Source organism: Phaeobacter sp. HF9A (assembly GCF_011806385.1).
Classification (GTDB): Bacteria; Pseudomonadota; Alphaproteobacteria; order Rhodobacterales; family Rhodobacteraceae; genus Epibacterium.
This window is the reverse complement of record NZ_JAATOX010000057.1, coordinates 1-24,885: the sequence shown is the minus strand read 5'-3', so window position 1 is coordinate 24,885 and position 24,885 is coordinate 1. Positions and strand designations below refer to the sequence as shown.

At 64.2% G+C, this 24,885-nt stretch carries 20 protein-coding genes and 1 tRNA gene; 12 read left to right on the top strand and 9 right to left on the bottom strand.

Going from position 1 to position 24,885, the window contains the following annotated elements; genetic code table 11:
* Window positions 1-439 (top strand): FAD-binding oxidoreductase (locus HCZ87_RS11740; RefSeq protein WP_167643944.1); only part of this gene is annotated, 439 nt, incomplete at its 5' end.
* Window positions 439-1,089 carry a DUF938 domain-containing protein gene (locus HCZ87_RS11735; protein WP_167643943.1) on the top strand — a complete coding sequence of 217 codons (651 nt, stop codon included), beginning with the start codon at window positions 439-441 and terminating at the stop codon, window positions 1,087-1,089. The genes HCZ87_RS11740 and HCZ87_RS11735, both read left to right, overlap by 1 nt.
* A gap of 17 nt (window positions 1,090-1,106) precedes the next feature.
* On the opposite strand, the gene HCZ87_RS11730 is transcribed toward HCZ87_RS11735, so the two are convergent.
* The 6 genes from HCZ87_RS11730 to HCZ87_RS11705 form a co-directional block, all read right to left on the bottom strand.
* On the bottom strand, window positions 1,107-2,048 hold the full coding sequence (locus HCZ87_RS11730) for a GGDEF domain-containing protein (RefSeq protein ID WP_167643942.1): 942 nt from the start codon (window positions 2,046-2,048) through the stop codon (window positions 1,107-1,109).
* A 197-nt stretch (window positions 2,049-2,245) separates the two neighbouring features.
* Complete coding sequence (locus tag HCZ87_RS11725; protein ID WP_167643941.1) at window positions 2,246-4,753, bottom strand: FAD-dependent oxidoreductase; 2,508 nt, start codon at window positions 4,751-4,753, stop codon at window positions 2,246-2,248.
* 184 nt (window positions 4,754-4,937) lie between these two features.
* Window positions 4,938-5,381, bottom strand: coding sequence for a hypothetical protein (locus HCZ87_RS11720; RefSeq protein ID WP_167643940.1), 444 nt, complete (start codon window positions 5,379-5,381; stop codon window positions 4,938-4,940).
* Between the two features lie 96 nt (window positions 5,382-5,477).
* Window positions 5,478-6,881, bottom strand: coding sequence for an FAD-binding oxidoreductase (locus HCZ87_RS11715; protein WP_167643939.1), 1,404 nt, complete (start codon window positions 6,879-6,881; stop codon window positions 5,478-5,480).
* Between the two features lie 260 nt (window positions 6,882-7,141).
* Window positions 7,142-8,929 (bottom strand): gamma-glutamyltransferase, encoded by a 1,788-nt coding sequence (gene ggt, locus HCZ87_RS11710; protein ID WP_167643938.1) that lies wholly within the window; start codon window positions 8,927-8,929, stop codon window positions 7,142-7,144.
* Window positions 8,930-8,985: 56 nt separating this feature from the next.
* Window positions 8,986-9,972, bottom strand: a complete 987-nt coding sequence (locus HCZ87_RS11705) for a D-glycerate dehydrogenase (protein ID WP_167643937.1) — start codon at window positions 9,970-9,972, stop codon at window positions 8,986-8,988.
* A 176-nt stretch (window positions 9,973-10,148) separates the two neighbouring features.
* Here HCZ87_RS11705 and HCZ87_RS11700 point away from each other — a divergent pair, with 176 nt between their 5' ends.
* Entirely contained in the window at window positions 10,149-10,727 is a 579-nt protein-coding gene (locus HCZ87_RS11700) for an SH3 domain-containing protein (RefSeq protein WP_368484119.1), read from the top strand.
* An 80-nt stretch (window positions 10,728-10,807) separates the two neighbouring features.
* Entirely contained in the window at window positions 10,808-11,755 is a 948-nt protein-coding gene (locus tag HCZ87_RS11695; RefSeq protein ID WP_167643936.1) for an aminotransferase class IV, read from the top strand.
* A gap of 211 nt (window positions 11,756-11,966) precedes the next feature.
* Here HCZ87_RS11695 and HCZ87_RS11690 read toward each other — a convergent pair whose 3' ends face one another.
* Together HCZ87_RS11690 and HCZ87_RS11685 are read right to left on the bottom strand one after the other, a co-directional pair.
* Window positions 11,967-13,733 (bottom strand): methyl-accepting chemotaxis protein, encoded by a 1,767-nt coding sequence (locus HCZ87_RS11690; protein ID WP_167643935.1) that lies wholly within the window; start codon window positions 13,731-13,733, stop codon window positions 11,967-11,969.
* 195 nt (window positions 13,734-13,928) lie between these two features.
* Complete coding sequence (locus tag HCZ87_RS11685; protein ID WP_167643934.1) at window positions 13,929-16,142, bottom strand: NADP-dependent isocitrate dehydrogenase; 2,214 nt, start codon at window positions 16,140-16,142, stop codon at window positions 13,929-13,931.
* 325 nt (window positions 16,143-16,467) lie between these two features.
* Here HCZ87_RS11685 and HCZ87_RS11680 point away from each other — a divergent pair, with 325 nt between their 5' ends.
* Window positions 16,468-17,730, top strand: coding sequence for a glycosyltransferase (locus HCZ87_RS11680; protein ID WP_167643933.1), 1,263 nt, complete (start codon window positions 16,468-16,470; stop codon window positions 17,728-17,730).
* Window positions 17,731-17,783: 53 nt separating this feature from the next.
* On the opposite strand, the gene HCZ87_RS11675 is transcribed toward HCZ87_RS11680, so the two are convergent.
* A tRNA-Ser gene (locus HCZ87_RS11675) sits at window positions 17,784-17,873 on the bottom strand.
* Between the two features lie 297 nt (window positions 17,874-18,170).
* On the opposite strand from HCZ87_RS11675, the gene HCZ87_RS11670 reads away from it, so the two are divergent.
* The 7 genes from HCZ87_RS11670 to HCZ87_RS11640 all read left to right on the top strand — a co-directional run bounded on the left by HCZ87_RS11670 (window position 18,171) and on the right by HCZ87_RS11640 (window position 24,786).
* Entirely contained in the window at window positions 18,171-19,082 is a 912-nt protein-coding gene (locus HCZ87_RS11670) for an SPOR domain-containing protein (protein ID WP_254868616.1), read from the top strand.
* Window positions 19,083-19,189: 107 nt separating this feature from the next.
* Complete coding sequence (locus HCZ87_RS11665; protein ID WP_167643931.1) at window positions 19,190-20,371, top strand: D-alanyl-D-alanine carboxypeptidase family protein; 1,182 nt, start codon at window positions 19,190-19,192, stop codon at window positions 20,369-20,371.
* Window positions 20,368-21,012: a dTMP kinase gene (gene tmk / locus HCZ87_RS11660; RefSeq protein ID WP_167643930.1), complete on the top strand. Its 645-nt coding sequence runs from the start codon at window positions 20,368-20,370 to the stop codon at window positions 21,010-21,012. Before HCZ87_RS11665 ends, tmk begins: the two co-directional genes overlap by 4 nt.
* The gene (locus HCZ87_RS11655) at window positions 21,009-22,130 is read left to right on the top strand and encodes a DNA polymerase III subunit delta' (RefSeq protein ID WP_167643929.1); all 1,122 of its coding nucleotides are present in this window, start codon (window positions 21,009-21,011) and stop codon (window positions 22,128-22,130) included. The genes tmk and HCZ87_RS11655 overlap by 4 nt, the downstream gene beginning before the upstream one ends.
* A 53-nt stretch (window positions 22,131-22,183) precedes the next feature.
* Window positions 22,184-22,993 (top strand): TatD family hydrolase, encoded by an 810-nt coding sequence (locus HCZ87_RS11650; RefSeq protein WP_167643928.1) that lies wholly within the window; start codon window positions 22,184-22,186, stop codon window positions 22,991-22,993.
* Window positions 22,993-23,790 carry an MBL fold metallo-hydrolase gene (locus tag HCZ87_RS11645; protein ID WP_167643927.1) on the top strand — a complete coding sequence of 266 codons (798 nt, stop codon included), beginning with the start codon at window positions 22,993-22,995 and terminating at the stop codon, window positions 23,788-23,790. Before HCZ87_RS11650 ends, HCZ87_RS11645 begins: the two co-directional genes overlap by 1 nt.
* Window positions 23,791-23,853: 63 nt before the next feature.
* On the top strand, window positions 23,854-24,786 hold the full coding sequence (locus tag HCZ87_RS11640) for an AEC family transporter (protein WP_167643926.1): 933 nt from the start codon (window positions 23,854-23,856) through the stop codon (window positions 24,784-24,786).
* Window positions 24,787-24,885 lie beyond the last annotated feature (99 nt).

Sequence of the window (24,885 nt, the reverse complement as noted above, 5' to 3'; positions counted from 1 at the left end):
CCAGCCCCGGGCCCCCGGGGGGCAGGCCGTCGGGGGCTGGCGGAGGCGGCGGGGCGCTGGCGAGGGCGGGTATGCAAACCCGCGGGGGGGAAGGCTTCGGGTCCCGCCCGCCGATGCCGAGCCGGTGCCGCCGCAGGATGCCTGGGCCGATGATATGGTGCTGGCCGAAGGGCTGGCCCGCTATGAGGAGATGGTCACCACCCCCGTCACCCGGCTGGAGACCAGCTGGGCGGGATTGCGCAGCTTTGTGCCTGACGGGGTGCCGGTCCTTGGTGCCGACCCTGAGCAGCCGGGGTTCTGGTGGTGCGCCGGTCAGGGCGGCTATGGCTTTCAGAGCGCGCCTGCCGCCGCCCGGTTGCTGCGCGATCTGGTGGCCGGACGCAGCCCGGAGATCGACGCCGCGACCTGTGCCGCGCTCAGCCCGGAAAGGTTTTCCTGATGCCCCTGCGTTCAGTCCCCGGACAGGCCTCCGTCGCGACACCGGCCGAGGGCGGCAAGCTCTTTGCCGCCTCCGCCGCGCGCAACCTCGCGCCGCTGCTGGAGGTGGTGCGGCAGCATGCCCCGGAAGCGGGCTGCGTGCTGGAGATCGCCAGCGGCACCGGCCAGCATGTCACCGGCTACGCCCGCGCCCTGCCCGCGCTCCAGTGGCAGCCCAGCGATATCGACGCGGCCCGTCGTGCCAGCATTGACGCCCATGTCGCCGAGGCCGGGCTGGAAAATGTCGCGCAAGCGGTGGCTCTGGACGCCGCCCTGCCCGGCTGGGGCGCCGAGAGCGGACCGTTTGAGATGATCCTGCTGGCCAATCTGCTGCATCTGATCAGCGCCGACGAGGCGCGGACGGTGTTGCGTGAGGCATCGCAAGCGCTCGCGCCCGGCGGGCGGATGATCCTCTATGGGCCGTTCAGCCGCGACGGAAAACTGGTGAGCGCAGGCGACCGCAGCTTTCACGCCGCGCTGACGGACCACGACCCGGAGATCGGCTATAAGGATGTGGCGCAGGTCATGACCTGGGCGGCGGAGGCGGGGCTGTTGATGGCAGAGCCGATCGAGATGCCGGCCAGCAACCTTTGTCTGGTGCTGTCTGCCTGAGGCAGATCGGTGGCCGTTCAGGCCGGCGGCGCCTCTGCGCCAGAATCCTTGTAGACGCGCAGCAATGCGGCGTTGAAATCCGCGACCTCGGTGATCTCGGTGACGCCGACGCGCGGGGTGATCCCCTGCGGCAAGCCGCGCACAAGCACCTCGCGCAGCTGCTCGCCCAGCTCGAAGCTCTCATAGGGGCGCCAGCCGCTGAGGGCGATCAGGAAATCCTCGCGCGCCACCCGATAGAGCCGCTCTCGGCGGCTGAGCAAAGGCAACAGCTGCGCCGCCGCATGCGCAATCAGGGTCTCGGAGGATTGATCCCGCCCCTGCCAGCTCTGATCGGTGATCCCTTCCAGGCGGATCAGGAGCACCCCCACGGGGGCCAGTTGCGGAATAAGTTCGGCGTCGCGCTCCAACCGTTCGCGGGTAAAGGCGCGGGTCAGCGGATCGCGGCCCTCGTCACGGTCGAGCTTGGTGCGCAAGGGCACCAGCTCTCCCTCTGCCAGCCAGAGGTAGAAGGCCACGATGCTTGCGCCCGCAAACACCCGCCCCGCATTGGCGACATCGCCCTGGAAGGCGAGGATCAGCGGCACAAGAACCAGCAGCGCCACCCGTGCCAGGCCGGTGCGCAGCTTGACGCTGATAAAGCGCATGCCGACGATCGCCGGAAACAGCCAGATGGCACCTTCGGTACCAAGATAAACCGTTACCAGTAGCACGGTCGCTGTCAGAGCGGAAATAAACAGGATGTCGAGCGAGGCCTGCGCCCGGGTCGTGGTGGGCAGCACCAGATTGACCGCAAGGCTGATGGCCAGCACCACCAGCGCCGCAACCAGACCCCAATGGGCAAAGAGGACGGATTTCACGATCAGCCCGACGAGCAGCACCAGGCAACACAGCCGGATCCCCGCATCCAGCCGTCGCGGTGGCATGCGCCCGAAGGTCGTCAAAAATCTACTCGTACTCACGATCTCTCGTACCTCATGTGCCCCCACCCCCGGGACCCATCTGAACCAATAGTATTCCGCAAAAACGCAACATCACCAATAGAAAATGCGCCCTGGCCCCGCCAAAGCGCATTTTTTGAATATATCGACCAAGGATGCCGCCTGCCTGACCGGCTGATCTGACCATTCGGACAGGTCAGACCAGACCGGGGCAGAGCTTAGCCGTCCTTGCGGATGGTCTCGTTCTTGGGATCATACGGGCTGTCGCAGGTGACAACCGCATCCCAGAGCTTGTCCTGGATCTTGACCTTCAGCTTGGTGCCTTCGACGGCGTAGTCCGGCTTCACATAGCCCATGCCGATGGATTTCTCGAAGGCCACCGAATAGCCGCCGGAGGTCAGACGACCGACGCGAGTGCCATCCTCGGCATAGAGCGCCTCGCGGCCCCAGGGATCAGCATCGTCCGGGCCGTCGATCAGCAGGGTGCAGCATTTCACGCGCACGCCGGTCTCTTCCAGCTTGGCCTTGCCGTAGAAGTCCTTGCTGAGGTCAACAAAGCGCGGCAGGTCGGCTTCGAGCGGGGTCGCGTCGCGGCCCAGTTCGTTGCCAAAGGCGCGGTAGGATTTTTCCTGACGCAGCCAGTTCTGCGCGCGGGCACCAACCAGCTTCATGCCGTGTTTCTCGCCTGCCTTTTCCAGCAGATCAAAGAGGTAGTTCTGCATCTCGATCGGGTGATGCAACTCCCAGCCGAGCTCGCCGGTATAGGCCACGCGGATCGCGTTCACCGGGCACATGCCCAGTTCGATCTGGCGGGCAGAGAGCCAGGGGAAGCGCTTGTTGGAGAGCGCGGTTGCCGGGTCGGCATCAACGATGACCTCTTTCAGCACGTCGCGGGATTTCGGACCGGCGATGGCAAAGACGCCCCACTGGGTGGTGACATCCTGCAGCTCGATACGGCCGAATTCTGCCTCTTTGTCCTCGATCGCCTTCTTCAGGTAGTCGGCGTCATATTCGGACCAGGCCCCAGCGGAGACGAGATAATATTCGTCATCCTTGAGACGCACGATGGTGTATTCGGTGCGGGTGGTGCCAAAGGCGGTCAGCGCGTAGGTCAGGTTGATGCGACCAACCTTGGGCAGCTTGTTACAGGTGAACCAGTCGAGGAAGGCAGTGGCGCCGGGGCCCTTGACGATGTGCTTGGTAAAGGCGGTTGCGTCCACAAGGCCAACCCCTTCGCGGATTGCTTTTGCCTCTTCCACGGCGTGTTTCCACCAGCCGCCGCGACGGAAGCTACGGGCCTGCGCGTCGAAATCCTCGGGCGCGCCGACCGGGCCGAAGTAGTTCGGGCGTTCCCAGCCGTTGACCCAGCCGAATTGCGCACCGCGCGCGGCCTGACGGTCATAGGCGGGCGAGCAACGCAGCGGGCGGGCCGCCGGGCGCTCTTCGTCCGGGTGGTGCAGGATGTAGACGTGCTCGTAGCACTCTTCGTTCTTGCGGGCCGCGAATTCGGTGGTCATCCAGTTGGAGGAGTAGCGTTTGGGGTCGAGCGACGCCATGTCGATCTCGGCCTCGCCGTTCACCATCATCTGAGCCAGGTAATAGCCGGTGCCGCCCGCAGCGGTAATGCCGAAGGAGAAGCCCTCTGCCAGCCACATGTTGCGCAGACCCGGAGCCGGGCCGACCAGCGGATTGCCGTCGGGGGTGTAGCAGATCGGGCCGTTGAAATCGTCCTTGAGGCCGCTATCGGCGCAGGAGGGCACGCGTTCCGCCATCGCCATATATTGTTCGGCGATCCGGTCCAGATCCAGCGGGAACAGGTCGGCGCGGAAGCTGTCGGGCACGCCATGTTCAAAACGCGCGGGCGCGCCGTGTTCGTAGATGCCGAGGATCCAGCCACCGCGCTCTTCGCGGGCATAGGATTCATTGTCGGCGTCGCGGATCACCGGGTGCTCCGGGTTGCCGGCTTCGCGCCATTTGACCAGCTCGGGGTCCTGATCCATGACGATAAAGGTGTGCTCGACCGGGATCGCGGGCATTTTGATGCCCAGCATTTTTGCGGTGCGCTGCGCGTGGTTGCCGGAGGCGGTGACGACGTGCTCGGCGGTGATCACGACTTTCTCGTCGCTCTCGATCAGGTTGCCGCCCTTCTCCACCATCTTGGTGCAGGTGACTTCCCAATGGGTGCCGGTCCAGTGGAAGGCATCCGCTTGCAGCTTGCGCACGATCTCGACGCCGCGCTGACGGGCGCCCTTGGCCATCGCCTGGGTCACGTCGGCGGGGTTAATATAGCCGTCTTCGGTGTGGTAGATCGCCCCTTTCAGGTCGCCCGTCTCGATCAGCGGCCAGCGCTCCTTGATCTGATCCGGGGTCAGCCACTCATAGGCCACATCGCAGGTTTCCGCGGTGGAGGCATAGAGCATGTATTCGTCCATGCGTTCCTGGGTCTGCGCCATGCGCAGGTTGCCCACGACGGCGAACCCTGCGTTGAGGCCGGTTTCTTCCTCAAGGGTCTTGTAGAAATCCACCGAGTATTTGTGGATGTGGGTTGTCGCATAGGACATGTTGAACAGCGGCAGCAGGCCAGCCGCGTGCCAGGTGGAGCCGGAGGTCAGCTCGTCACGCTCGATGAGCATGACGTCGTCCCAACCGGCTTTGGCCAGGTGATATGCGATCGACGTCCCGACGGCACCGCCGCCAACGACTAGTGCTTTGACTTGGGTTTTCATAGGCCCGCTCTCCGAAGTCTCTGATTCACGATTGAATCGGTTATGCCGGAGAGTTGCCGCCTGACGCTAAATCAGTCCGACGCAAAAAATGACAAAACCGACGTCGCGAAGCGGTTTCATCAAATAGATCGCGAAAAGGACAAGGTTTTACCGAGATATAATCTTGCGCGCGGGCTTTGGCAGCTCAGCAGCTCAACACATTGTCCCGCCGCACGCAGGGGCGCTGGGGCTCATCCGCGGCGCCGGATGTCGCATCCCCCGGGGGTGTCTGACGATATGCGGCATCAAACGACCCGGAATGCGCCTGCTGCGCGCCCCCCTGGCCAGAGGCGGGCAAAAGGGCGACATCGTCGCTCGAGGCCTCAAGGCCAAGGAGCGCCAGACGCGCCCGCACCACCCCCTGATAGGCCATCATCGACACATCAAGCGGCGTCGAAGGCCCGCGCAGCGTCTCGCCGCGCAGCCGCCGCTGCACCGTGTCGATATAGGCCATGCGGTCATAAGAGGTGATCGTGCGCCCCGCTGACCTCGCCTGCATGTCGATATCGACGGCGATGATCATCACCCCGACGAGCAGAACATTCGTGTAAAGGCGCAGCAGCCAGATGGCGCGTCTGACAAGAAACATGCAAAGGGCCCCCGTCCCGATTTCAACCCAATTCCCCGTCCGCAGACCTAGCAGGCAGATGGGGCAGAAATTTGGCGGGGGGCCTGTCTGGCGCAGTTAATCAGAGAGCACCTTGCCGGGGTTGAGGATATTGTCGGGATCCAGCGCCGCCTTGATCGCCGCCATGAAACGCGTGGTCTCGCCCAGCTCGCGCAGCAGATAGGGCCGTTTGCCCTGACCGATGCCATGTTCGCCGGTGCAGGTCCCCTCCATCGAGATCGCCAGATCGTTGAGCCAGCCGATATACTCATCCGCCTTGGCGCGCTCCTCGGCGCTCTCCATGTCGATCAGCAGGAGCGCATGGAAGTTGCCGTCGCCGACATGGCCCACCATCGGCGCCATCAGACCCATCTCCTCGGCCTTGGCGCGGGCGGTGGAGACACATTCCGCCAGCCGCGAGATCGGCACGCAGACATCAGTCGAGATGCCCTTGGCGCTGGGGCGCAGGTTCAGGCAGGCCCAATACATGTCGTGACGCGCCTGCCAGAGCTTGTTGCGCTCCTCGGCGGTGGAGGTCGCGGCGATGTCAAAGCCGCCAAATTCCTCGGCGATCTGGGCAAAGGTATCGGCCTGCTCGACCACACCGGTGTCAGATCCGTGGAACTCCAGAAGCAGGAGCGGCACCTCGGGCAGATCGAGGCCGGAATGGACATTGGCGGCCCGGACGCTCAGCTCGTCCAAGAGCTCGATTCGGGCGACGGGGATGCCGTATTGGATCGTCATCATCACCGCGCGGCAGGCGTCATCGACGCTGCGAAAGGAGCAGCGAGCGGAGCGGATCGCCTCCGGGATGCCTTGCAGGCGCAGGGTGATTTCGGTGATCAGCCCGAGGGTGCCCTCGGAGCCCACCAAAAGCCGCGTCATGTCATAGCCCGCCGAGGATTTCCTGGCGCGCTGACCGCTGCGGATCACGCTGCCATCGGCCATCACCGCTTCCAGGCTCAGCACATTGTCCTTCATGGTGCCATAGCGCACCGCATTGGTGCCCGAGGCCCGCGTCGCCGCCATCCCGCCGAGCGAAGCATTGGCGCCGGGGTCGATGGGAAAGAACAGCCCCTGATCGCGCAGGTAGCTGTTGAGCTGTTCACGGGTCACGCCAGGCTGCACCACCACATCGAGATCTTCGGCATGCAGCGCGAGGATCTTGTCCATCCGCATCATATCGACACAGATGCCCCCCGCCGGCGCGTTCACATGCCCCTCCAGCGAGGTGCCGGTGCCAAAGGCGATCACAGGCACCGCGTATTCGGCGCAGATTCTGACGATCTCGGCGACCTCTGCGGTCGAGGTGGGAAAGACCACCGCGTCCGGCGCCTGGTTCTCGATCCAGGTGGTGGTATGGGCATGCTGCTCGCGCAGCGCCTGCCCGGTCTGCAACTGATCGCCAAACCGCTGCGACAGCGCGTCGACAGCTGCTTTGATACCGCCCTCATTGCGGGGCAAAGTGGTGGCCTGAACCATGATGGTCTCCTCCCATAGACATCAGGCCGCCCGCAGAATAGACACTTGCGTTGTTAACGGCCAATTGCTGCGCAACCTATTCCCTGTCCTTGGAAACCACAAGACCGGCCCATCCGCTGCACCCGACCAAATGCGAGGCTCTGCCTCGCGCTCCGGGATATTTTCGGTTAGAAGAAGCACCACCTTCGGCCTTCTTCTAACTTGAAATATCCTGGGGTGAACTGGCCGTCAGGCCAGGAGGGGCAAAGCCCCTAATGCCCTCATTCCCCCAAAGCGATGCCTTCACGACGTGGGTCGGCACCACCTTTCAGCAGCTCGCCGATCTCGATGGCATGCAGACCAGAGTTCAAATCGCGGGCGTTCACCTCATATCCCATCTCTGTCAGCACCGCCGTCAGGGATTCGGCCTCGGTGCCGGCCTCAAGGTCATAGGTGCCGAAACGGTTCACCGCATGGGGCAGCGACAGCGCTTGTTGCACGTTCATACCCCAATCGGCCCAGGCCACGATGGCGGAGACGACATAGCCGATGATGCGGCTGCCACCGGGCGAGCCGATTGCCAGGACCGGCGCGCCGTCCTGCATCACGATTGTCGGCGACATGGAAGAGCGCGGCCGCTTGCCCGGCTCCAGCCGGTTGGCGATCGGCACGCCGTCGCGGTGGCTGCGGAAGGAGAAATCGGTCAGCTCGTTATTGAGCAGGAAGCCATTGGTCATCACCCGCGAGCCAAAGCCGTTCTCGATGGTGGTCGTCATCGACAGCACATTGCCGTATTGATCCACGATGGAGATATGCGAGGTGGAGGGGAATTCGATGCTCTCGTCATCGGCCAGATTGAGCGCATGGTCAAAGGTCGGGCTGCCGGGGGTGACGCTCTCCAATGCCTTGTCACCACTCAGCAATTCCGCGCGGGTGGCGAGGTAATCGGCATCCACCAGCCCCCGGGTCGGCATCGGCACAAAGTCGCTGTCGGCCATGTAGCGGCCCCGGTCGGCAAAGGCGAGCCGCGAGGCATCGCCGATCAGCCGCCAGCTCTCGGGGTTCTCGGCGCCCAGCGCGGCAAGGTCATAGTGCCCCAGCATGCCGAGGATCTGCCCCACGGTGAGCGCGCCGGAGGAGGGCGGCCCCATGCCGCAGACTTCAAAGGCGCGGTAGCTGGCGCAAGTCGCGGGGCGTTCCTTGACCTGATAGAGCGCCAGATCCATTTCCGAGAGCACCCCCGGGTTGCCCTTGGCCGTCTGAACGCTGCGCACGATATCCGCCGCCACGGGGCCGGTATAAAAGGCCGTGCTCCCCTCTTCGGCGATGCGGTGCAAGACATCGGCGTAGGGCTGGTTGGTGATCACCTGCCCGGCCTCCAGCGGTTTGCCCTCGGGCAGGAAATAGGCGGCGGTGCCATCAAAGCGGCTCAGCCGTTCGGCGTCGTTGGCAATGGACTCCGCCATGCGCGGCGACACGGCAAAGCCTGCCTCGGCCAGCTGGATCGCATCCGTGAACAAGCCCGCCCAATTGCTGCGGCCCCATTTGCGATGCGCGGCCTCCAGGAGCGCCGGGGTGCCCGGGGTACCAACGGAGCGCCCGCCAACCACCGCATCAAAGAACTTCAGCGGTTCGCCGTTCTCGTCCTGAAACAGCCGCGGCGTCGCCGCCAGTGGTGCGGTTTCGCGACCGTCGAGCGTCGTCAGCTGGCCGGTCGCGGCGTCGAAATACACAAGGAAGGCACCGCCACCGAGGCCGGAGGATTGCGGCTCCACCAGGCCAAGCACGGTCTGCACCGCGATCATCGCATCCGCCGCGCTGCCCCCGGCGCGCAGCACCCTGGCCCCGGCCTCGACCGCGAGCGGGTTGGCGGCGGCGACCATCCAGTTCTCGGCCTCCACCACCTGCCCCGCATCCCGCGCCTGCATCGCGGCGGCGGCTGCATCTGAGAGCGCAAGCGTGGCCCCCTTGGTTGCGACCTCGGGGGCCACCGCATCGGCGGCCTGCTGCGCCATGGCAGCCTGGGAAAGGGCCGCAAATAGGACCCCGGCATAAAGATATGACTTCATCGTATTCTCCCTGATTGTCCGGCCTCGTCGGCAATGGTCGAGCCGCGGATCTTTGCTTATAGCATGGCGGGCACGACCTGATCCGGTGGCCGGTGCCCGTCTTCAAATGTCTTGATATTCAACAGAACTTTTTCGCCCATCTCGATCCGCCCTTCGAGCGTGGCCGAACCCATATGCGGCAGCAACACCACATTGGAGAGTTCGCGCAGGCGGGGGTTGATGGTGGTGCCGTGTTCGTAAACATCCAGCCCGGCGCCCGCGATCTCGCCCGCGCGCAAGCCACGCGTGAGGGCGTTTTCGTCGATCACCTCGCCGCGCGAGGTATTCACAATCACCGCCTCCGGTTTCAGCAGCTTCAGGCGACGGGCGTTCATCAGGTGAAAGGTCGACGGCGTCGAGGGGCAATTGATGGAGATCACATCCATCCGCGCCACCATCTGATCGAGGCTCTCCCACCAGGTGGCCTCCAGCTGCTCCTCGATTTCGGGGCGCAGGCGGCGGCGGTTGTGATAGTGGATCTGCATGCCAAAGGCCTGAGCCCGGCGCGCCACCGCCTGACCGATGCGCCCCATGCCGAGGATGCCAAGGCGACGCCCCGCCAGACGACCGCCCAGCAGCGCGGTGGGGGCCCAGCCGTCCCATTCGCCCTTTTGCATCACCGCGAGCCCTTCCGGGATGCGGCGCACCACTGCCATGATCAGCGCCATGGTCATATCGGCTGTGTCATCGGTCAGCACGCCGGGCGTGTTGGAAACCAGGATACCGCGCTGGCGGGCGGTGGCGACGTCGATGTTATCGACGCCCGCACCATAGTTGGCGATCAGCCGCAGCCCTTCGCCCGCCTGTGCCAAAAGCCCCGCGTCGATGGTATCGGTGACCGTCGGCACCAGCACATCGGCTTCCCGCATCGCGGCAGCAAGCTCCTCGCGGCTCATCGGGGTATCCTCACTGCGCAACCGCACATTGAACAACTCGCTCAGACGTGTTTCCACCGGCTCTGGCAGCCGTCGCGTAACAACAACACTCAGGCGTTCTCTGGGCACGGGCCTACTCCCTTGGGCTATGCAAAATGATCCATTCCATGACATGGTGTCGCAAGATAATTGCGGGCACAAGCACCCTTCCGTCCTGAGTGGCGATGCGCTAAAGGAAAATGCAGGATCACTTGGCGCAGGGATCATAAAAACAAGGCGCCCGCGAAAAAATAGGCGTTGAGGCCGTGCAGATACACAAAGGATCAAAAGGCCGCCGGGACGGTCTGATTGCCGTCGCTGCCAGCGCGCTGGTGGCGCTTGGGCTGATTTGGAGCGCAAATGTCGGCTCCGCCGCGCAGGATGCCCCTGCCCCTGCCCCGCCGCCCGAGAGCCAAGAGCGCGGGCCGGTGACAAACCTGCCGCTGCCCCGGTTTGTCTCCATGAAAGCGTCAGAAGGCAACGTGCGCCGGGGGCCTTCGCTGACCCATCGCATCGACTGGGTGTTCCGCCGCCGTGGCATGCCGCTGGAAATCACCGCCGAATATGGCCACTGGCGCCGGGTTCGCGACCGCGATGGCGCTGGCGGCTGGGTGCATTATTCGCTGTTATCCGGCATTCGCACCGTGCTGGTGGAAGAGGACATGCTGCAAGTGCGCGCCAAGCCCGACGCATCCGCGCCGGTGATGGCCGCCTTTGAGCTGGGCGTGGTGGCGCATCTTGGCGCCTGCAATCGCGACTGGTGCGAAATCTCTGCCGGGGGACACAGCGGCTGGGCGCCGAAAAAAGACCTGTGGGGCGTCGGCCCTGACGAGCTGCGAGACTAGGACACAGGGCGCGCACCCTTGCCAAGCCCCTGCCCCGCGTGGTCTCTCTCGGGGCAAAGATATCTCCAGCGAGGCCCCGCATGATCCCGGACCCTTCCCCCGCCCATTCCACCCATGACGCCGAGGCGGATGCGCGCAATGATCACATCAAGATCTATGTAAACGGCGAGATCCTGCCCAAGGCCGAGGCCAAGGTCTCGGTCTATGATTCCGGCTTTATGCTGGGCGACGGCATGTGGGAAGGGATGCGGCTGTATGATGGGGAATGGGCGTTTTTTGACGCTCATATGGACCGGCTGTTTGAGTCGCTCAAGGCGGTCTCGCTCGATATCGGCATGGACCGGCAGGCGCTGCGCAAGATCCTGGACGAGACGGCGGCGGCCAATGGCATGACCGGTGATGCCCATTGCCGGTTGATGATCACCCGTGGCCGGAAGGCCAAACCCTTTCAGCACCCGGCGCTGTCGCAATGGGGCCCGACCATCGTGGCCATTGTCGAACACTCCAAACCGGCCCAGAGCCTCGCGGCGCGGGGCATCCGTCTGGCGACAGTGCCGCAGGTGCGCGGCCTGCCGATGAGCCAGGACGCCAAATACAACAGCCACTCCAAGCTGAACTGCGTCATCGCCTGCCTTCAGGCCGAACAGGCCGGGGCCGATGAAGGGCTGATGCTGGATCCGCATGGCTTTGTGAATACCACCAACGCCTGCAATTTCTTCATCGTGCGACGCGGCGAGGTTTGGACCTCGACCGGCGATTATTGCATGAACGGCGTCACCCGGCAGAATGTGATCAACCTCTGTCGCGCCAATGATATCCCGGTCTTTGAAAAGAACTTCTCGCTGGTCGAGGCTTACGGCGCCGACGAGGCCTTCCTGACAGGCACCTTTGGCGCGCAAACCACGGTGGCAGAGATCGACGGCAAGAAGATCGGCACGGATACACAGCCTGTGACCGACCGTATCCGCAGCCTCTATCAGGATTTGATCCAGCGCACCGTCACCGCCCAAAAGCAGGCCCGCCGCTGACGCCAGCCTCCTTGCGACGGGATGACCCCGCGATGAGGCTGCGACAGATCGCCCCTGCGACGGTGCCCCTTGGCCAGAACCCCGCCGCCGCCCGCGCCCGAGGCGGGCAGCGGCAGGATATATGGGCAGACGCGGGCGCCCCCCCTTTGATCAGCACCGAGGGGATCAGATATGCGGTGTCATATCCGAGCCGGTTTCAAGTGCCTTCGCCTCAGGCCGCGTGGCGCCGTCCTGTGCCCTTGGCCTCCAGTTGGAACTGCTGGGCGCTGCCAGCCAGGGCACGGGCTTCATCGCGCAGCCGCTGGGTCGTCGCTGCGGTTTCCTCGAACATTGCGGCGTTTTGCTGGGTCACCTGATCCAGTTGATCCGCCGCAATCGTGATCTCTTGCAACCCGGTGGATTGTTCCTGTGCCGCATCGGCGAGCCCGCTGACGGTTTCGTTGATGGCGCTGATATGCGTGTTGATCTCATCCAGCGCCAGGCCCGACTCCCGCGCCAGAGCGACGCCTTTTGAAACCTCGTCGCTGGCGGCGGAAATCAGCGTTGCGATTTCGCGCGCCGCATCCGAGGATTTGCCAGCCAGGGCCTGCACCTCGCCCGCGACCACCGCAAATCCGCGCCCGGCTTCGCCCGCGCGGGCGGCCTCCACGCCGGCATTCAGCGCCAGCAGGCTGGTCTGAAAGGCGATGTCATCAATCAGCGAGGTGATGCTGGAGATCTTCTGCGAACTCGCCTCGATCCCCTGCATCGCCTGGATCGTGCGCTGCACAACCTCTGCGCCGGCGGTCGTGCGGGCACTGGCCTGATGGACCCGATCAGAGGCACCGCGGCTTTCCTCTGCCGAGGACCGGACCGAGGCGGACAGCTCTGTCAGCGCGGCAGAGGTCTCTTCCAGCGAGGCCGCCTGCGTTTCGGTGCGCATGCCCAACTCCCGGGAGGAGCTGTCCAGCGCTTCGCTTTCGGCCTCGATGTGGGCAACCCCTGTCTTGAGCTTGCGCATCAGATCCGAGATCTGCGTGACCGTGGCGTTGAAGTCCTGAGCGACCTGACGGAATTCCTCCGGCATGTCATCGTCCACCCGCACGGTCAGATCGCCTTTGGCAAATTCCGCCAGGCGCGCGCTCAGGATCGCGACCACGCGCTGGCGCTCCTCGTCCTTGATCTTTGCTTCTGCTTCCAAGGCGGCCTGCATTTGCAACCCGTCCCGAAAATTCGCAACCGTCAGCGCCATTTTCCCGATCTCGCTGCGATCCGCCAGGCCGGGGACATCGCTGTCCAGCTCCCCTTGCGACATTGAAATCATCCGCTCCTTCAGCGCATTCAGCGGCGGCAAGGTCCGACGGGTGATGAGCAAGGAGACGCCCAGAAGAATCGCCAGGGTGACCGCAAGCCCGGCAAAAACGCCCCCGCGCAAGCGCGTCATCGCCGCGTTGATGTCAGTCGCATAGGCGCCGGTGCCGATGTACCAGTCCCAGGGCGCGTAATATTGGACCAAGGTCAGCTTGGGCTCGGCGACTTTTGTTGCCGGATTTTCAAAGTAGAAGGTGCTTTGCGAGATGCCAGTCTCGTCCAGGCTGTCAAGGATGATGTCGAAAATCCGGCTGCCCAGACTGTCGGTCAGATCCCGCATGCTGTCCTTGCCAACCCATTGGGGGCGAAACGGGTGAACCTGATAGACGATATCGCTGTCAAAGGCATAAACATAGCCATTTTCACCAAAGCGCAGGTCGTTCAGGATCTGCGCGACTTGCGCCTTGGCGTCCTCCCTCGACAGCTCTCCGGCCTCCACGCGGGCCTCATAGGCGATCATATGGCTGTGGGCGATATCGGTGATATTGCGCAATTCGGTCATGCGCTGTTCATAGGCGTGTTTTTCGGCCTGGTTCAGAATGAAGAAGGTCAATCCAGCCGCGGACATGATCGCAAGCGCAACCAGGGCATAGATTCTGGTGGAGAGACTAAAGAGAGCAGTTGGCATGGGACGCCCTGTAATTTGAGGTTTTCGCCTTGGGACAATAAGACAAAACCCCTAATGAGCGATTTACGGTACCCCGCGCGATGGGGTGCCTGCGTTGCAAAAAAAGACTGGCCAATGCGGAACGGCGCGCTGCCGCCGGGCAAAAAAACGCCCGGCAGAACCGGGCGTTTCTGGATTGTTCATCTCAGCGAAGGATCAGTCGATGATGCCGTTGAGCGTTGCGGAGGGGCGCATCACTGCGGCTTTTTTCTCCGGCACGGCAAGGTAGTAGCCACCGATATCACCTGCCCCGCCCTGTGCGGCGGCCAGTTCGGACAGAATCGCCGCCTCGTTGGAGGCCAGCGCCTCGGCGACGGGTTTGAACTCTGCTGCCAGCTCGGCATCATCGCCCTGCGCCGCCAGCGCTTCGGCCCAGTAGCGGGCGAACCAATAGTGGCTGTCGCGGTTGTCGGGCTCGCCAACCTTGCGCGAGGGCGAACGGTTGTTGTCGAGAATACCCTGCGTTGCGACCTCGGCAGCGGCGCCAAGCACACCGGCTTTCTTGTTGCCTTTGACATCGGCGAGGAAGTTCAGGCTCTCGCCCAGGGCACAGAATTCGCCCATGGAGTCCCAGCGCAGGTGGTTTTCCTCGACCAATTGCTGCACGTGTTTGGGCGCAGAGCCACCGGCCCCGGTTTCAAACAGCCCACCGCCGTTCATCAGCTTCACGATCGACAGCATCTTGGCAGAGGTGCCAAGCTCCAGGATCGGGAACAGGTCGGTCAGATAATCGCGCAGCACGTTGCCGGTGATGGCGATGCTGTCCTTGCCTGCGGTGATGGTGTCCAGCGACTGGCGGGTCGCTTCGCGCGGGGCCATGATCTGGGACTTGTCAGCCCCCCCCGCCGCTTCCCGCGCCGGGGGGGCGTATTTTTTCAGCTCGGCGTCATGGGCGCGGTTGGCATCGAGCCAGAAGATCGCCTCGGAGCCGGTCAGGCGCTGACGGTCGATTGCCAGCTGAATCCAGTTCTCGATCGGCGCCTTGTTGACGGTGCAGGCGCGCCAGATGTCGCCAGCCTCTACGTCCAGCGCATGCAGGGTCTCGCCATTGGCCAGCACGATACGGATGGTGCCGTCGGCGGGGGCCTCAAAGGTGGTCGGGTGCGAGCCGTATTCCTCGGCTTTTTGTGCCATCAGACCCACGTTGGCAACGCTGCCCGCGGTGGTCACATCCAGCGCGCCGTTTTCTTTGAAGTAGTTGATGGTCTCGTCATAGACGGTGGCATAGCAATTGTCGGGGATGACGCAGTTGGTGTCGCCCTTTTCGTTCTTGCTGTTCCAGCCTTTGCCGCCAGCGCGGATCACCGCCGGCATGGAGGCGTCGATGATCACATCGGAGGGCACATGCAGGTTGGTGATGCCACGATCGCTGTCAACCATATACATTTCGGGACGCTCGGCGCGCACTGCGTCAATGGCGGCCATGATCTCGGCATTGCCCTTCACGCGCTCCAGGAGGTCACCCATGCCGGAATTCGGGTTCACGCCCAAGGCGTCCAGCTCGGCCTCGAATTTGTCGAACACCGGCTTCAGCCAGGCTTTGACCGCATAGCCAAAGATGATCGGGTCGGAGACCTTCATCATCGTCGCCTTCATATGCAGCGAGAACATGGTGCCGTCTGCCTTGGTGTCATCGATCGCGCCTTCAAGGAAGGTCGAGAGCGCTTTGACGGACATATAGGTCGCGTCCACCACGGTGCCGTCGCCCAGCGCCCAGCCGTCTTTCAGAACGGTCACCGCGCCGTCCTTGCCAACGAATTCGATCTTCGCCTTGCCCGCCTGTTCGGCGCTCAGGGTCGCGGAGACCTCATTGGCGTAGAAATCATTGCCCGGCATGCTCGACACTTTGGTCTTGCTGTCGGCGCTCCAGCTGCCCATCGAATGCGGGTTCTTCTGGGCGTAGTTTTTCACCGCCTTGGCGGAACGACGATCCGAGTTGCCCTCGCGCAGAACCGGGTTCACCGCGGAGCCCTTGAGCGCGTCATAACGCGCGCGGATTTCTTTTTCCGCGTCGGTTTTCGGCTCTTCCGGGTAGGCGGGGATGTCATAGCCCTTGGACTGGAGCTCTTCGACGGCGGCCAGCAGCTGCGGCACGGAAGCCGAGATATTGGGGAGTTTGATCACATTGGCGTCGGGGGTCTTCACCAATTCGCCCAGCGCGGCGAGGTCGTCGCTCTGGCGCTGATCCTCGGTCAGGTTTTCCGGGAAGGCGGCAATGATGCGCCCCGCCAGCGAAATATCCTTGGTGCCGACGCTCACGCCCGCGGCGGAGGCGAACTTGCGGATGATCGGCAGGAAGGACGCCGAGGCCAGCTCGGGCGCTTCGTCTACGATGGTATACAAAATGTCCGGCGTTGAGTTTTCTGCCATGTTCCACAACCTTTCTAAGAATACGGATGCTGTTGGTTCGTCGTCTTGCGGCGCGCGGGAGGCCGCGTCGCCAGTTGGCCTGTCGATTGGACCATGCGTTCACGCAGGTCCCGGCCAGGCGTTAAGTTCACAGGCCCCTCCTAGACCAGCGCGCTGCGCAAACCCCGGCGCGCTGGGCAGGGAATTTGTCGCGGGGCACAACCGCAAAAATGAGCGCGCAGGTTTTTGGGGTTTGGAACATAAACCCGCCATATCAAGCTTGTGCAATGGGGCGACAGGCGGACATTGTGCCGCGGCACAGGAAACCAGGACGGGCGGACCCAGCATGCAGCAGCCACAGGACCAATCGACGCTGATGATCTATGCGCCGGTGCCGGTGCACCGCTGGCAGGGGCAGCTCTATGTCGAAGCGCAGGCGGCCAATGGGCTGCGGCTGTGGTCTGATCATTTCGCCCGGGTGATTGCGGTGATGCCGGAAAAAGCCGCCCCCCCGCCCGACGGCTGGGTGGCACTGGCGCAAGTGCAGGACGATTTTCCCCGGGTGCGTCTGGAAACCGTGCCCGCCGCCTATCGGCCGGATGCCTTCCTGCGCGCGCTGCCGCAGCAGCGGCGCCGGCTCGCCGGTTGGATCAACGAGGCCGACTATCTGAGCTTTGCCATCGGCGGGCTGTTTGGCGATTGGGGGGCGGTCTGTGCCCGCGAGGCGGTGCGTGCCGACCGCCCCTTTGCGGTCTGGACGGACCGGGTGGAATCAGAGCTCACCTATCAGGCCCGCAACTGGGGGCGCTGGCGTCATCGCCTGCGCGCACGACTGTATCACCGCCCGATGGTCTGGCTGGAACGTTGGGTGATTTCCCGCGCGGCGCTTGGCCTGTTTCATGGGCGCGAGACCTATGAGGCCTATGCCCCCTACTGCCGCAACCCGCAGATCGTGCATGATATTCACCTGAGCGCCGAGGATCACATCTCTGACGCCAGCTACGCCGAAAAATGCGCAGCTCTCGGCGAGCGGCTCCTGCGCCTGGTCTACACCGGCCGCGCAGACGAGATGAAAGGACCGCTGGACTGGGTCGAGGTGCTGGAGCGGCTGGCCGCAGAGGGCGTGGATTTTGAGGCGAATTTCCTGGGCGATGGCCCCTGCCTGCCCGAGATGCGGGCGCGGCTGACGGCGGCGGGGCTGGACCGGCAGGTCACGCTGCATGGCTTTGTCGAGGAGCGCGCAGAGGTGCTGCGCCACCTGCGCCGCGCCGATGTGTTCTTGTTCTGCCACAAGACCGCCGAGTCGCCGCGCTGCCTGATCGAGGCGCTGACCTCGGCGACACCGATCATCGGCTATGAGGGCGCCTATGCGCGGGATCTGATTGCCCCCCATGGCGGCGGCATCCTGGTGCCCCGGAACGATATCGCGCAGCTCAGCCAGATCCTGGCGGAACTGGCAAACTCCCCCGCCCGCCTGCGCCAATTGATCGCCGCCGCGCGCCGGGACGGCACCCCATTTACCGACGTGGCGGTGTTTGAGCATCGCTCCGAGGTGATCAAGACCCATCTGCCGCCGCGCGCCAACCGGCAAGCAACCTCATCGCACTAGCGCATCCCGCGACAACCGGGGCGCGGGCGTGCAGGCTCATTCATATAAAGAGATGGCGGGGAGACAGGGATTCGAACCCTGGGAACGCTCTCACGTTCAACGGTTTTCAAGACCGCCGCATTCGACCACTCTGCCACCTCCCCGGTCACAGATCGAATTGAGGTGCGGTGTATGATGCAAGATGCGCAGAGGCAAGAAGAAATCCGCAAACCAGGCCGCATCGGCCCGCCGTCGGAGCCTGACAGATCACAAACGCGCAATCTAACGCGCATTGGGCGCTGATCGCCAAAGCGCAGGGTTTTCATGGCAATCCGTTCTGTTTATGCTTTGGCGCAACGGCGCAGCAAACCGGCAAACCGGACCGCCCCAGATGCAAAACGCGGGCGACATCGCGCAGAGGCAGACACTATAGTATGAGCAGGCAGGACAGGCGCATGAAAATGACATTATTGACCGGACCCCGCGTTCCCAAGCGCCCCTCGGTGCGGGCCAGCTCGGGCACGGCGGCGCTGGTGCTGCTTGGTGCCCTCGCCCTGAGCGGCTGCGAGGAAGGTGCCAATCTGTCCTTCCTGCACCCCAAGGGCGACAGCGCAGAGGCGCTGCCTGGAAATGCCACCAAACTGGTTGAACGCGATGTCGAGGCGCCGGATGTCTTTCAGGTGACCGAGGCGGGGCTCTGGGATGGGCGTCCGTCGATCGGCGGGGTCTGGGTGGCGCATCCCGACGTCGAAGAGCCGGAACGGGTGATCATTCGCAACAACAGCAATGGCAAATTCGTCATCGGTGCGCTGTTCCGCCGCGAACGGGCGATCCCGGGGCCACGGCTTCAGGTGTCCTCGGACGCTGCCGCCGCGCTCTCCATGCTTGCGGGCGCGCCGGTGGAGCTGAATGTGACCGCCCTGCGCCGCGAGGCCGTTGCCGAGACACCGCCCGCCGCCGGGATCACCGAGGAGACGCTGCCGGAGGGCGCCGCCCCGGTGGCCTCGGCCTCTGACGTTGAAACACAGACGCTGGACCCGATCGCGGGGGCCGCCGCGGCAATCGACGCGACCGCGCCTGTCGCGACCCCGGCACCGACAAGCGCCCCCAGCGCCCCGGCAGCACCGCAGCGCTCGGCCCTGGCGAAACCCTATATCCAGATCGGCATCTTCAGCGTCGAGGCCAACGCCAAGCGCACCGCCGATCAGATGCGCAATGCCGGCATCATCCCGACGATCTATGAGCAATCCTCGAACGGCAAACCCTTCTGGCGCGTTGTGGTTGGCCCTGCCCAATCCAAGAGCGAACTCAGCCAGCTGCTGAAGAACGTCAAGAAAGTCGGATTTGCAGATGCCTATGCGGTGACCAACTGACCCGGATCATCTCCCGGGACCACCACCGGCCCCTCGCCCGGCCAGACCACTGGCCCGACGACCGGATCGGAGAGAACAGAAAAGCGACCCAAGGGAGGACCTCCCCCGTGACACTCCGCTTCCCCTCTGCTGTTGGCCTCGGCGCCCTTGCCGCGCTCTGGCTTGCCGCCTCCGCCCCGGCGGCAATGGCTTTTGATACCAAGGCCCGTGCCGCCTATGTGATAGACCAGGGCACCAATACGGTGCTCTTGGAAAAGAACGCCGATACGCCGCTGCCACCGGCCTCCATGTCCAAGCTGATGACGCTCTATGTGGCGTTTGAGGCGGTGCGCGATGGCCGGTTGACGATGGATGAACGGCTGCCGGTCAGCGAACATGCCATGAGCTACAAGGGCTCTACCATGTTTCTGGACACCACCGACCGGGTGCGGGTCGAGGATCTTTTGCACGGGATCATCGTGCTGTCGGGCAATGACGCCTGCGCGGTGATCGCCGAAGCGCTGAGCCCGGATGGCACAGAGGCCGGTTTTGCCCGCTACATGACGCGCCGGGCGCGGGAGCTGGGCATGATGGACAGCACCTTCATGAACTCCAACGGCTGGCCCAACCCCGGCCATCGGATGTCGGTGCATGATCTGGCGATTCTGGCCGAGCATCTGATCGAGGACTTCCCGGAGTTCTACCCCTATTTCGCCCAGACCGAATTTGCCTTTGACGGCCGCGCGCCCTCCAACACCCAGAACCGCAACCCCTTGCTGGCGCTGGATATCGGCGCGGATGGGCTGAAAACCGGCCACACCGAGGAAGCGGGCTACGGGCTGGTGGGCTCTGCCAAACAGGGCGACCGGCGGGTGATTTTTGTGATCTCCGGCCTCAACAGCCAGCGCGAGCGCGCCGAGGAGAGCGAGGCGCTGGTCAACTGGTCCTTTCGCCAATTTACCAAGAAAACCATAGCCCACGAAGGCCAGCCGGTGGAACAGGCCGAGGTCTGGATGGGCGACAGCCCCACCGTCGGGCTGGTTCCGGCGCAGGATCTGGAAATCCTGCTGCCTGCGCTTTCTGATGATGCGGTCAAGGCAGAGGTTGTCTATACCGGCCCGATCACCGCGCCGATTCAGGCCGGTCAGCAGCTTGCCGAGCTGGTTGTGCAGCCCGAAGACCTGCCCGAGATGCGCCTGCCGCTGGTGGCGCAGACCGACGTGGGCACCGGGGGCTTTCCGGTCAAGGTGATGACGGCGGCCCGGGTTCTGGTAAAGCGCTTTCTGAACGGTCCAGAGGACGCATCGTGATCCAGACGAATAACCGTGGCCTGTTTCTGACCTTCGAGGGGATCGACGGGTCGGGCAAATCCACTCAATGCCGCATGCTGGCGGATCATCTGCGCGCCCAGGGGCGCGAGGTGGTTCTGACGCGCGAGCCTGGCGGCTCTGCCGGGGCCGAGGAAATCCGCCGGTTGGTGCTGGAGGGCGACCCTGCGCGCTGGTCCGCGGAGACCGAAATCCTGCTGTTCACCGCCGCCCGCCGCGACCATCTGGAGCGCACCATCCAACCCGCGCTGGAGGCGGGCAAGGTCGTGGTCTGCGACCGCTTTGCCGACAGCACCCGGATGTATCAGGGCCTGTCGCGGGGCGACCTGCGCGCCACGGTGGATCAGTTGCACAGGCTGATGATCCAGCGCGAGCCCGATCTGACGGTGCTGATCGACATGGACCCGGAAACGGGTCTGTCGCGCGCCAAGGGGCGACAGGGGCGCGAAGAGCGCTTTGAGGATTTTGGCCTCCAGCTGCAAGAAAAGATGCGCGCGGGGTTTCTGTCGCTGGCAGAGGAATTCCCGGAGCGGTTCCGGGTGATCGACGGGGCCCAGGATCTGGCGGCTGTGGCGGCTGATGTGGCGGCGATTGTCGAGGCCGCGCTGGACGCAAACGCATGAGCGAGGCCGACGACCTGCCCCGCGCGGATCAGGCCGAAGGCGCGCCGCACCCGCGCGAGACACGCCAGCTCTTTGGTCACGCCGACGCCGAGGCGGAGTTCCTGCGCGCCTTTGGCTCGGAGCGGCTGCATCACGCCTGGCTGCTCATGGGGCCGCGCGGGGTTGGCAAGGCGACGCTGGCCTGGCGCATCGCGCGCTTTTTGCTGGCGACGCCGCCGATGGCGGATGATGGACTCTTTGGCGCACCGCCGCCGCCAGAGCGGCTGGATATCGACCCTGATCACCCGGTCAGCCACCGCATTCAGGCGCTGGCGGAGCCCGGGCTGGCCGCGATCACCCGCAGCTATAACGACAAGGGCCGGCTGCGCGACCAGATCGTGGTCGAGGATGTGCGGGTGTTGAACAAATTCTTCGGCCTCTCCTCCGCCGAGGGCGGCCACCGGGTCGTGATCGTCGACAGCGCCGACGAGATGAACCCCAACGCCGCCAATGCGCTGCTGAAAATGCTGGAAGAGCCGCCCGCCCGCACCACGCTGTTGTTGATCTCGCACCAGCCCTCGCGGTTGCTGCCGACCATCCGCTCGCGCTGCCGCACCCTGCGGCTGGGCGCGCTCGGACCCGAGGACATGCAGGCCGCGCTGACCCAAGCCGGGGCGGAGCTGCCCGCCGACCCCACCCATCTGGCCGCTTTGGCGGCTGGTTCTGTCGGGGCCGCCATGCGGCTGTTGGCGCTGGATGGGCTGAAGCTTTACGGCGAGCTGGTGGCGCTGGCCGACAGTCTGCCACGGCTGGACCGCCAACGCGCCATGGCGCTGGCCGAAAAGGCCGCCGCGCGTGGCGCAGCAGAGCGGTTCGAGCTGATGCTGACGCTGATGGATGTGCTGCTGGCACGGCTGGCCCGCACCGGCGCCACCGGCCAGCCCCCCGCACCAGAAGCCGCCCCGAACGAGGGCGCGGTGCTCAGCCGCCTTGCCCCGACGCCGCAAAAGGCCCGGGCCTGGGCCGATCTGGCGGCAACGGTTACGGATCGCAGCCGCCACGGGCAGGCGGTGAACCTTGACCCTGCCGCGCTGGTCCTAGATACGGTGTTCAAGATGCAGGACACCGCGTCGCGCTGAAGGGTCTGCCCGGCGGCGCGCAACAGCGGACTGAACGCGACAGAGGCTCCGACATGACGACCCCCCTTCCCCAGATCACCGACAGCCATTGCCACCTCGATTTCCCCGATTTCGCGGGGGAGCTGCCCGAAGTCCTGGCCCGCGCGGCCGAGGCGGGCGTGACCCGCATGGTCACCATCTGCACCAAACTGAGAAACGAACCCATCGTGCGGGCTCTGGCCGAAACCCATGCGCCGGTCTTTTATGCTGCGGGCACCCACCCGATGAGCGTGGCCGAGGAACCGATGGCCAGCGTTGACGAACTCGTCGCCCTAGCCCAGCATCCGAAATTCGTCGGCATCGGCGAAAGCGGGCTGGATTATCACTATAGCGCCGAGAGCGCCGAGGCGCAGAAAGAAAGCCTGAAGATCCATATTCAGGCGGCACAGGACACCGGCCTGCCGCTGATCATCCATGCCCGCGCCGCCGATGACGACATGGCCCGCATCCTGCGCGAGGCCCATGCGCAGAAGCCCTATTCCTGCGTGATGCATTGCTTCTCCTCCTCCGCCGAGCTGGGCCGCGCGGCGCTGGATCTGGGCTTTTATCTGTCGATGTCGGGCATTGCCGCCTTCCCCAAGAGCCAGGAGCTGCGCGATATTTTTGCCGCCGCCCCGATTGACCGCATTCTGGTGGAGACCGACAGCCCCTATCTGGCGCCGCCGCCCCATCGCGGCAAGCGCAACGAGCCCGCCTATAGCGCCCTGACGGCAAGGGTCGGCGCCGAGGTCTTTGGCCTCGACTATGCCGACTTCGCCGCCCGCACGCAGGAAAACTTTGACCGGCTGTTCTGGAAGGTCGCGCAATATGAGGCCGCCGCCTGATGCCAGAGCTGCGCTGTACCATCCTCGGCTGTGGCTCTTCCGGCGGGGTGCCGCGTCTGGGCGGGCTTTGGGGCGACTGCGATCCGCAAAATCCCAAGAACAGCCGCAGCCGCTGCTCCATGCTGGTCGAGCGCGACGGGCCGGAGGGCACCACCACGGTGCTGATCGACACCAGCCCCGATATGCGCAGTCAGTTGCTGAAGGCTGACATCGGCCGGCTGGATGCGGTGGTTTACACCCATGCCCATGCGGATCATGTGCATGGCATAGATGATCTGCGCATGATCGTCTTTAACATGCGGGCCCGCATTCCGGTCTATGCCGATGCCCCCACCCGTGCCGATCTGATGGGGCGCTTTGGCTATGCCTTTGTGCAGCCCGAGGGCTCCAGCTATCCGCCAATCCTGGAGATGCGCGACATTGATGGCGCCTTCGAGATTGACGGCCCCGGTGGTGCGATCCCTTTCCTGCCGTTTCGGGTCAACCATGGTGGCATTGATGCGCTGGGGTTTCGGATCGGTGATCTGGCCTATCTGCCGGATGTGGCCAAGATCCCCGAAAGCGTGGTGCCGCTGCTGGAGGGGTTGGAGTGCTGGGTGCTCGACAGTCTGCGCCGCACGCCGCATCCGACCCATTTTTCCATGGATGACGCGCTGCACTGGATCGACCGGATGCAACCGGCCCGCGCGGTGCTGACCAATATGCATATTGATCTGGATTACGACACCGTCGCGGCAGAGACGCCCGAGCATATCACCCCCGCCTTTGACGGTATGGTGATCCATACGCAATACTAGCGCAAAACCGTCAGCCGGTTTGACGCGCAACACCATGATTTAACAGGCCGGGGCGACACCGACATGCTTTTGAACCTCATCACTGTCGTCCTGCCGGTTTTTGTGGTGGTGGGGATCGGATATACGCTGACCCTGCGCGGGATGTTCCAGCAGGTCCAGATCGACGGGTTGATGAAATTCGCCCAGGGCGTTGCCATTCCGTTTTTGCTGTTTCGCGCCATGGCCAGCATTGATCTGCATGCCGGGTTCGATCTGCGGCTGCTGTTCAGCTTCTATACCGGCGCGGCGATCTGTTTTGCCGCGGGGCTGATGGGATCGCGGTTCTTTTTCAAACGCGACTGGGAAGACAGCATCGCCATTGGCTTTTGCTGCCTGTTTTCCAACTCTGTGCTGCTGGGGCTGCCGATCACCGAACGCGCCTTTGGCCCGGATGCGCTGATCGGCAACTATGCTATCATCGCCTTTCACTCGCCGTTTTGCTACGGGCTTGGCATCACCGCGATGGAGATCACCCGCAATCGGGGTCGCGGCGGGCTGCGCACCGTGACCTCGGTGCTGAATGCGATGTTTCACAACAATCTGATCCTGGCGATCATGGCCGGGTTTGCGGTCAACCTCTCCGGGCTCACGGTGCCCGCTCCGCTGGATGATGCGCTGGCGCTGCTGGCGCGGGCGGGGCTGCCGGCGGCGCTCTTTGCGATGGGGGGCATCATGGTGCAATACCGCCCCGAAGGCGATCTGCGCACCATTGCCATGGTCTGCGTTATCGCGCTGCTGCTGCATCCGGCGATCGTTTACGGGCTGGGTTCGGCACTGGATGTGCGCCAGGATCTGTTCCGCTCCGGGGTGCTGAATGCGGCGATGGCGACGGGCGTCAACGGCTATATCTTTGCCAATATGTATGGTCGCGCCAAGCGAGTCGCCGCCTCCTCGGTGCTGATCGCCACCGCCGCCTGCGTGGTCACCGTATTGTTCTGGCTGACGCTACTGAGCTGACCTCAAAGCGATGAAAAACCAGACAGTTTCGACGCCGATGCGACCTCGGTTTGCAGGGATTTGCCGAAGTTTGAAAACCTGCCCAGCGCCCCCTTGCAC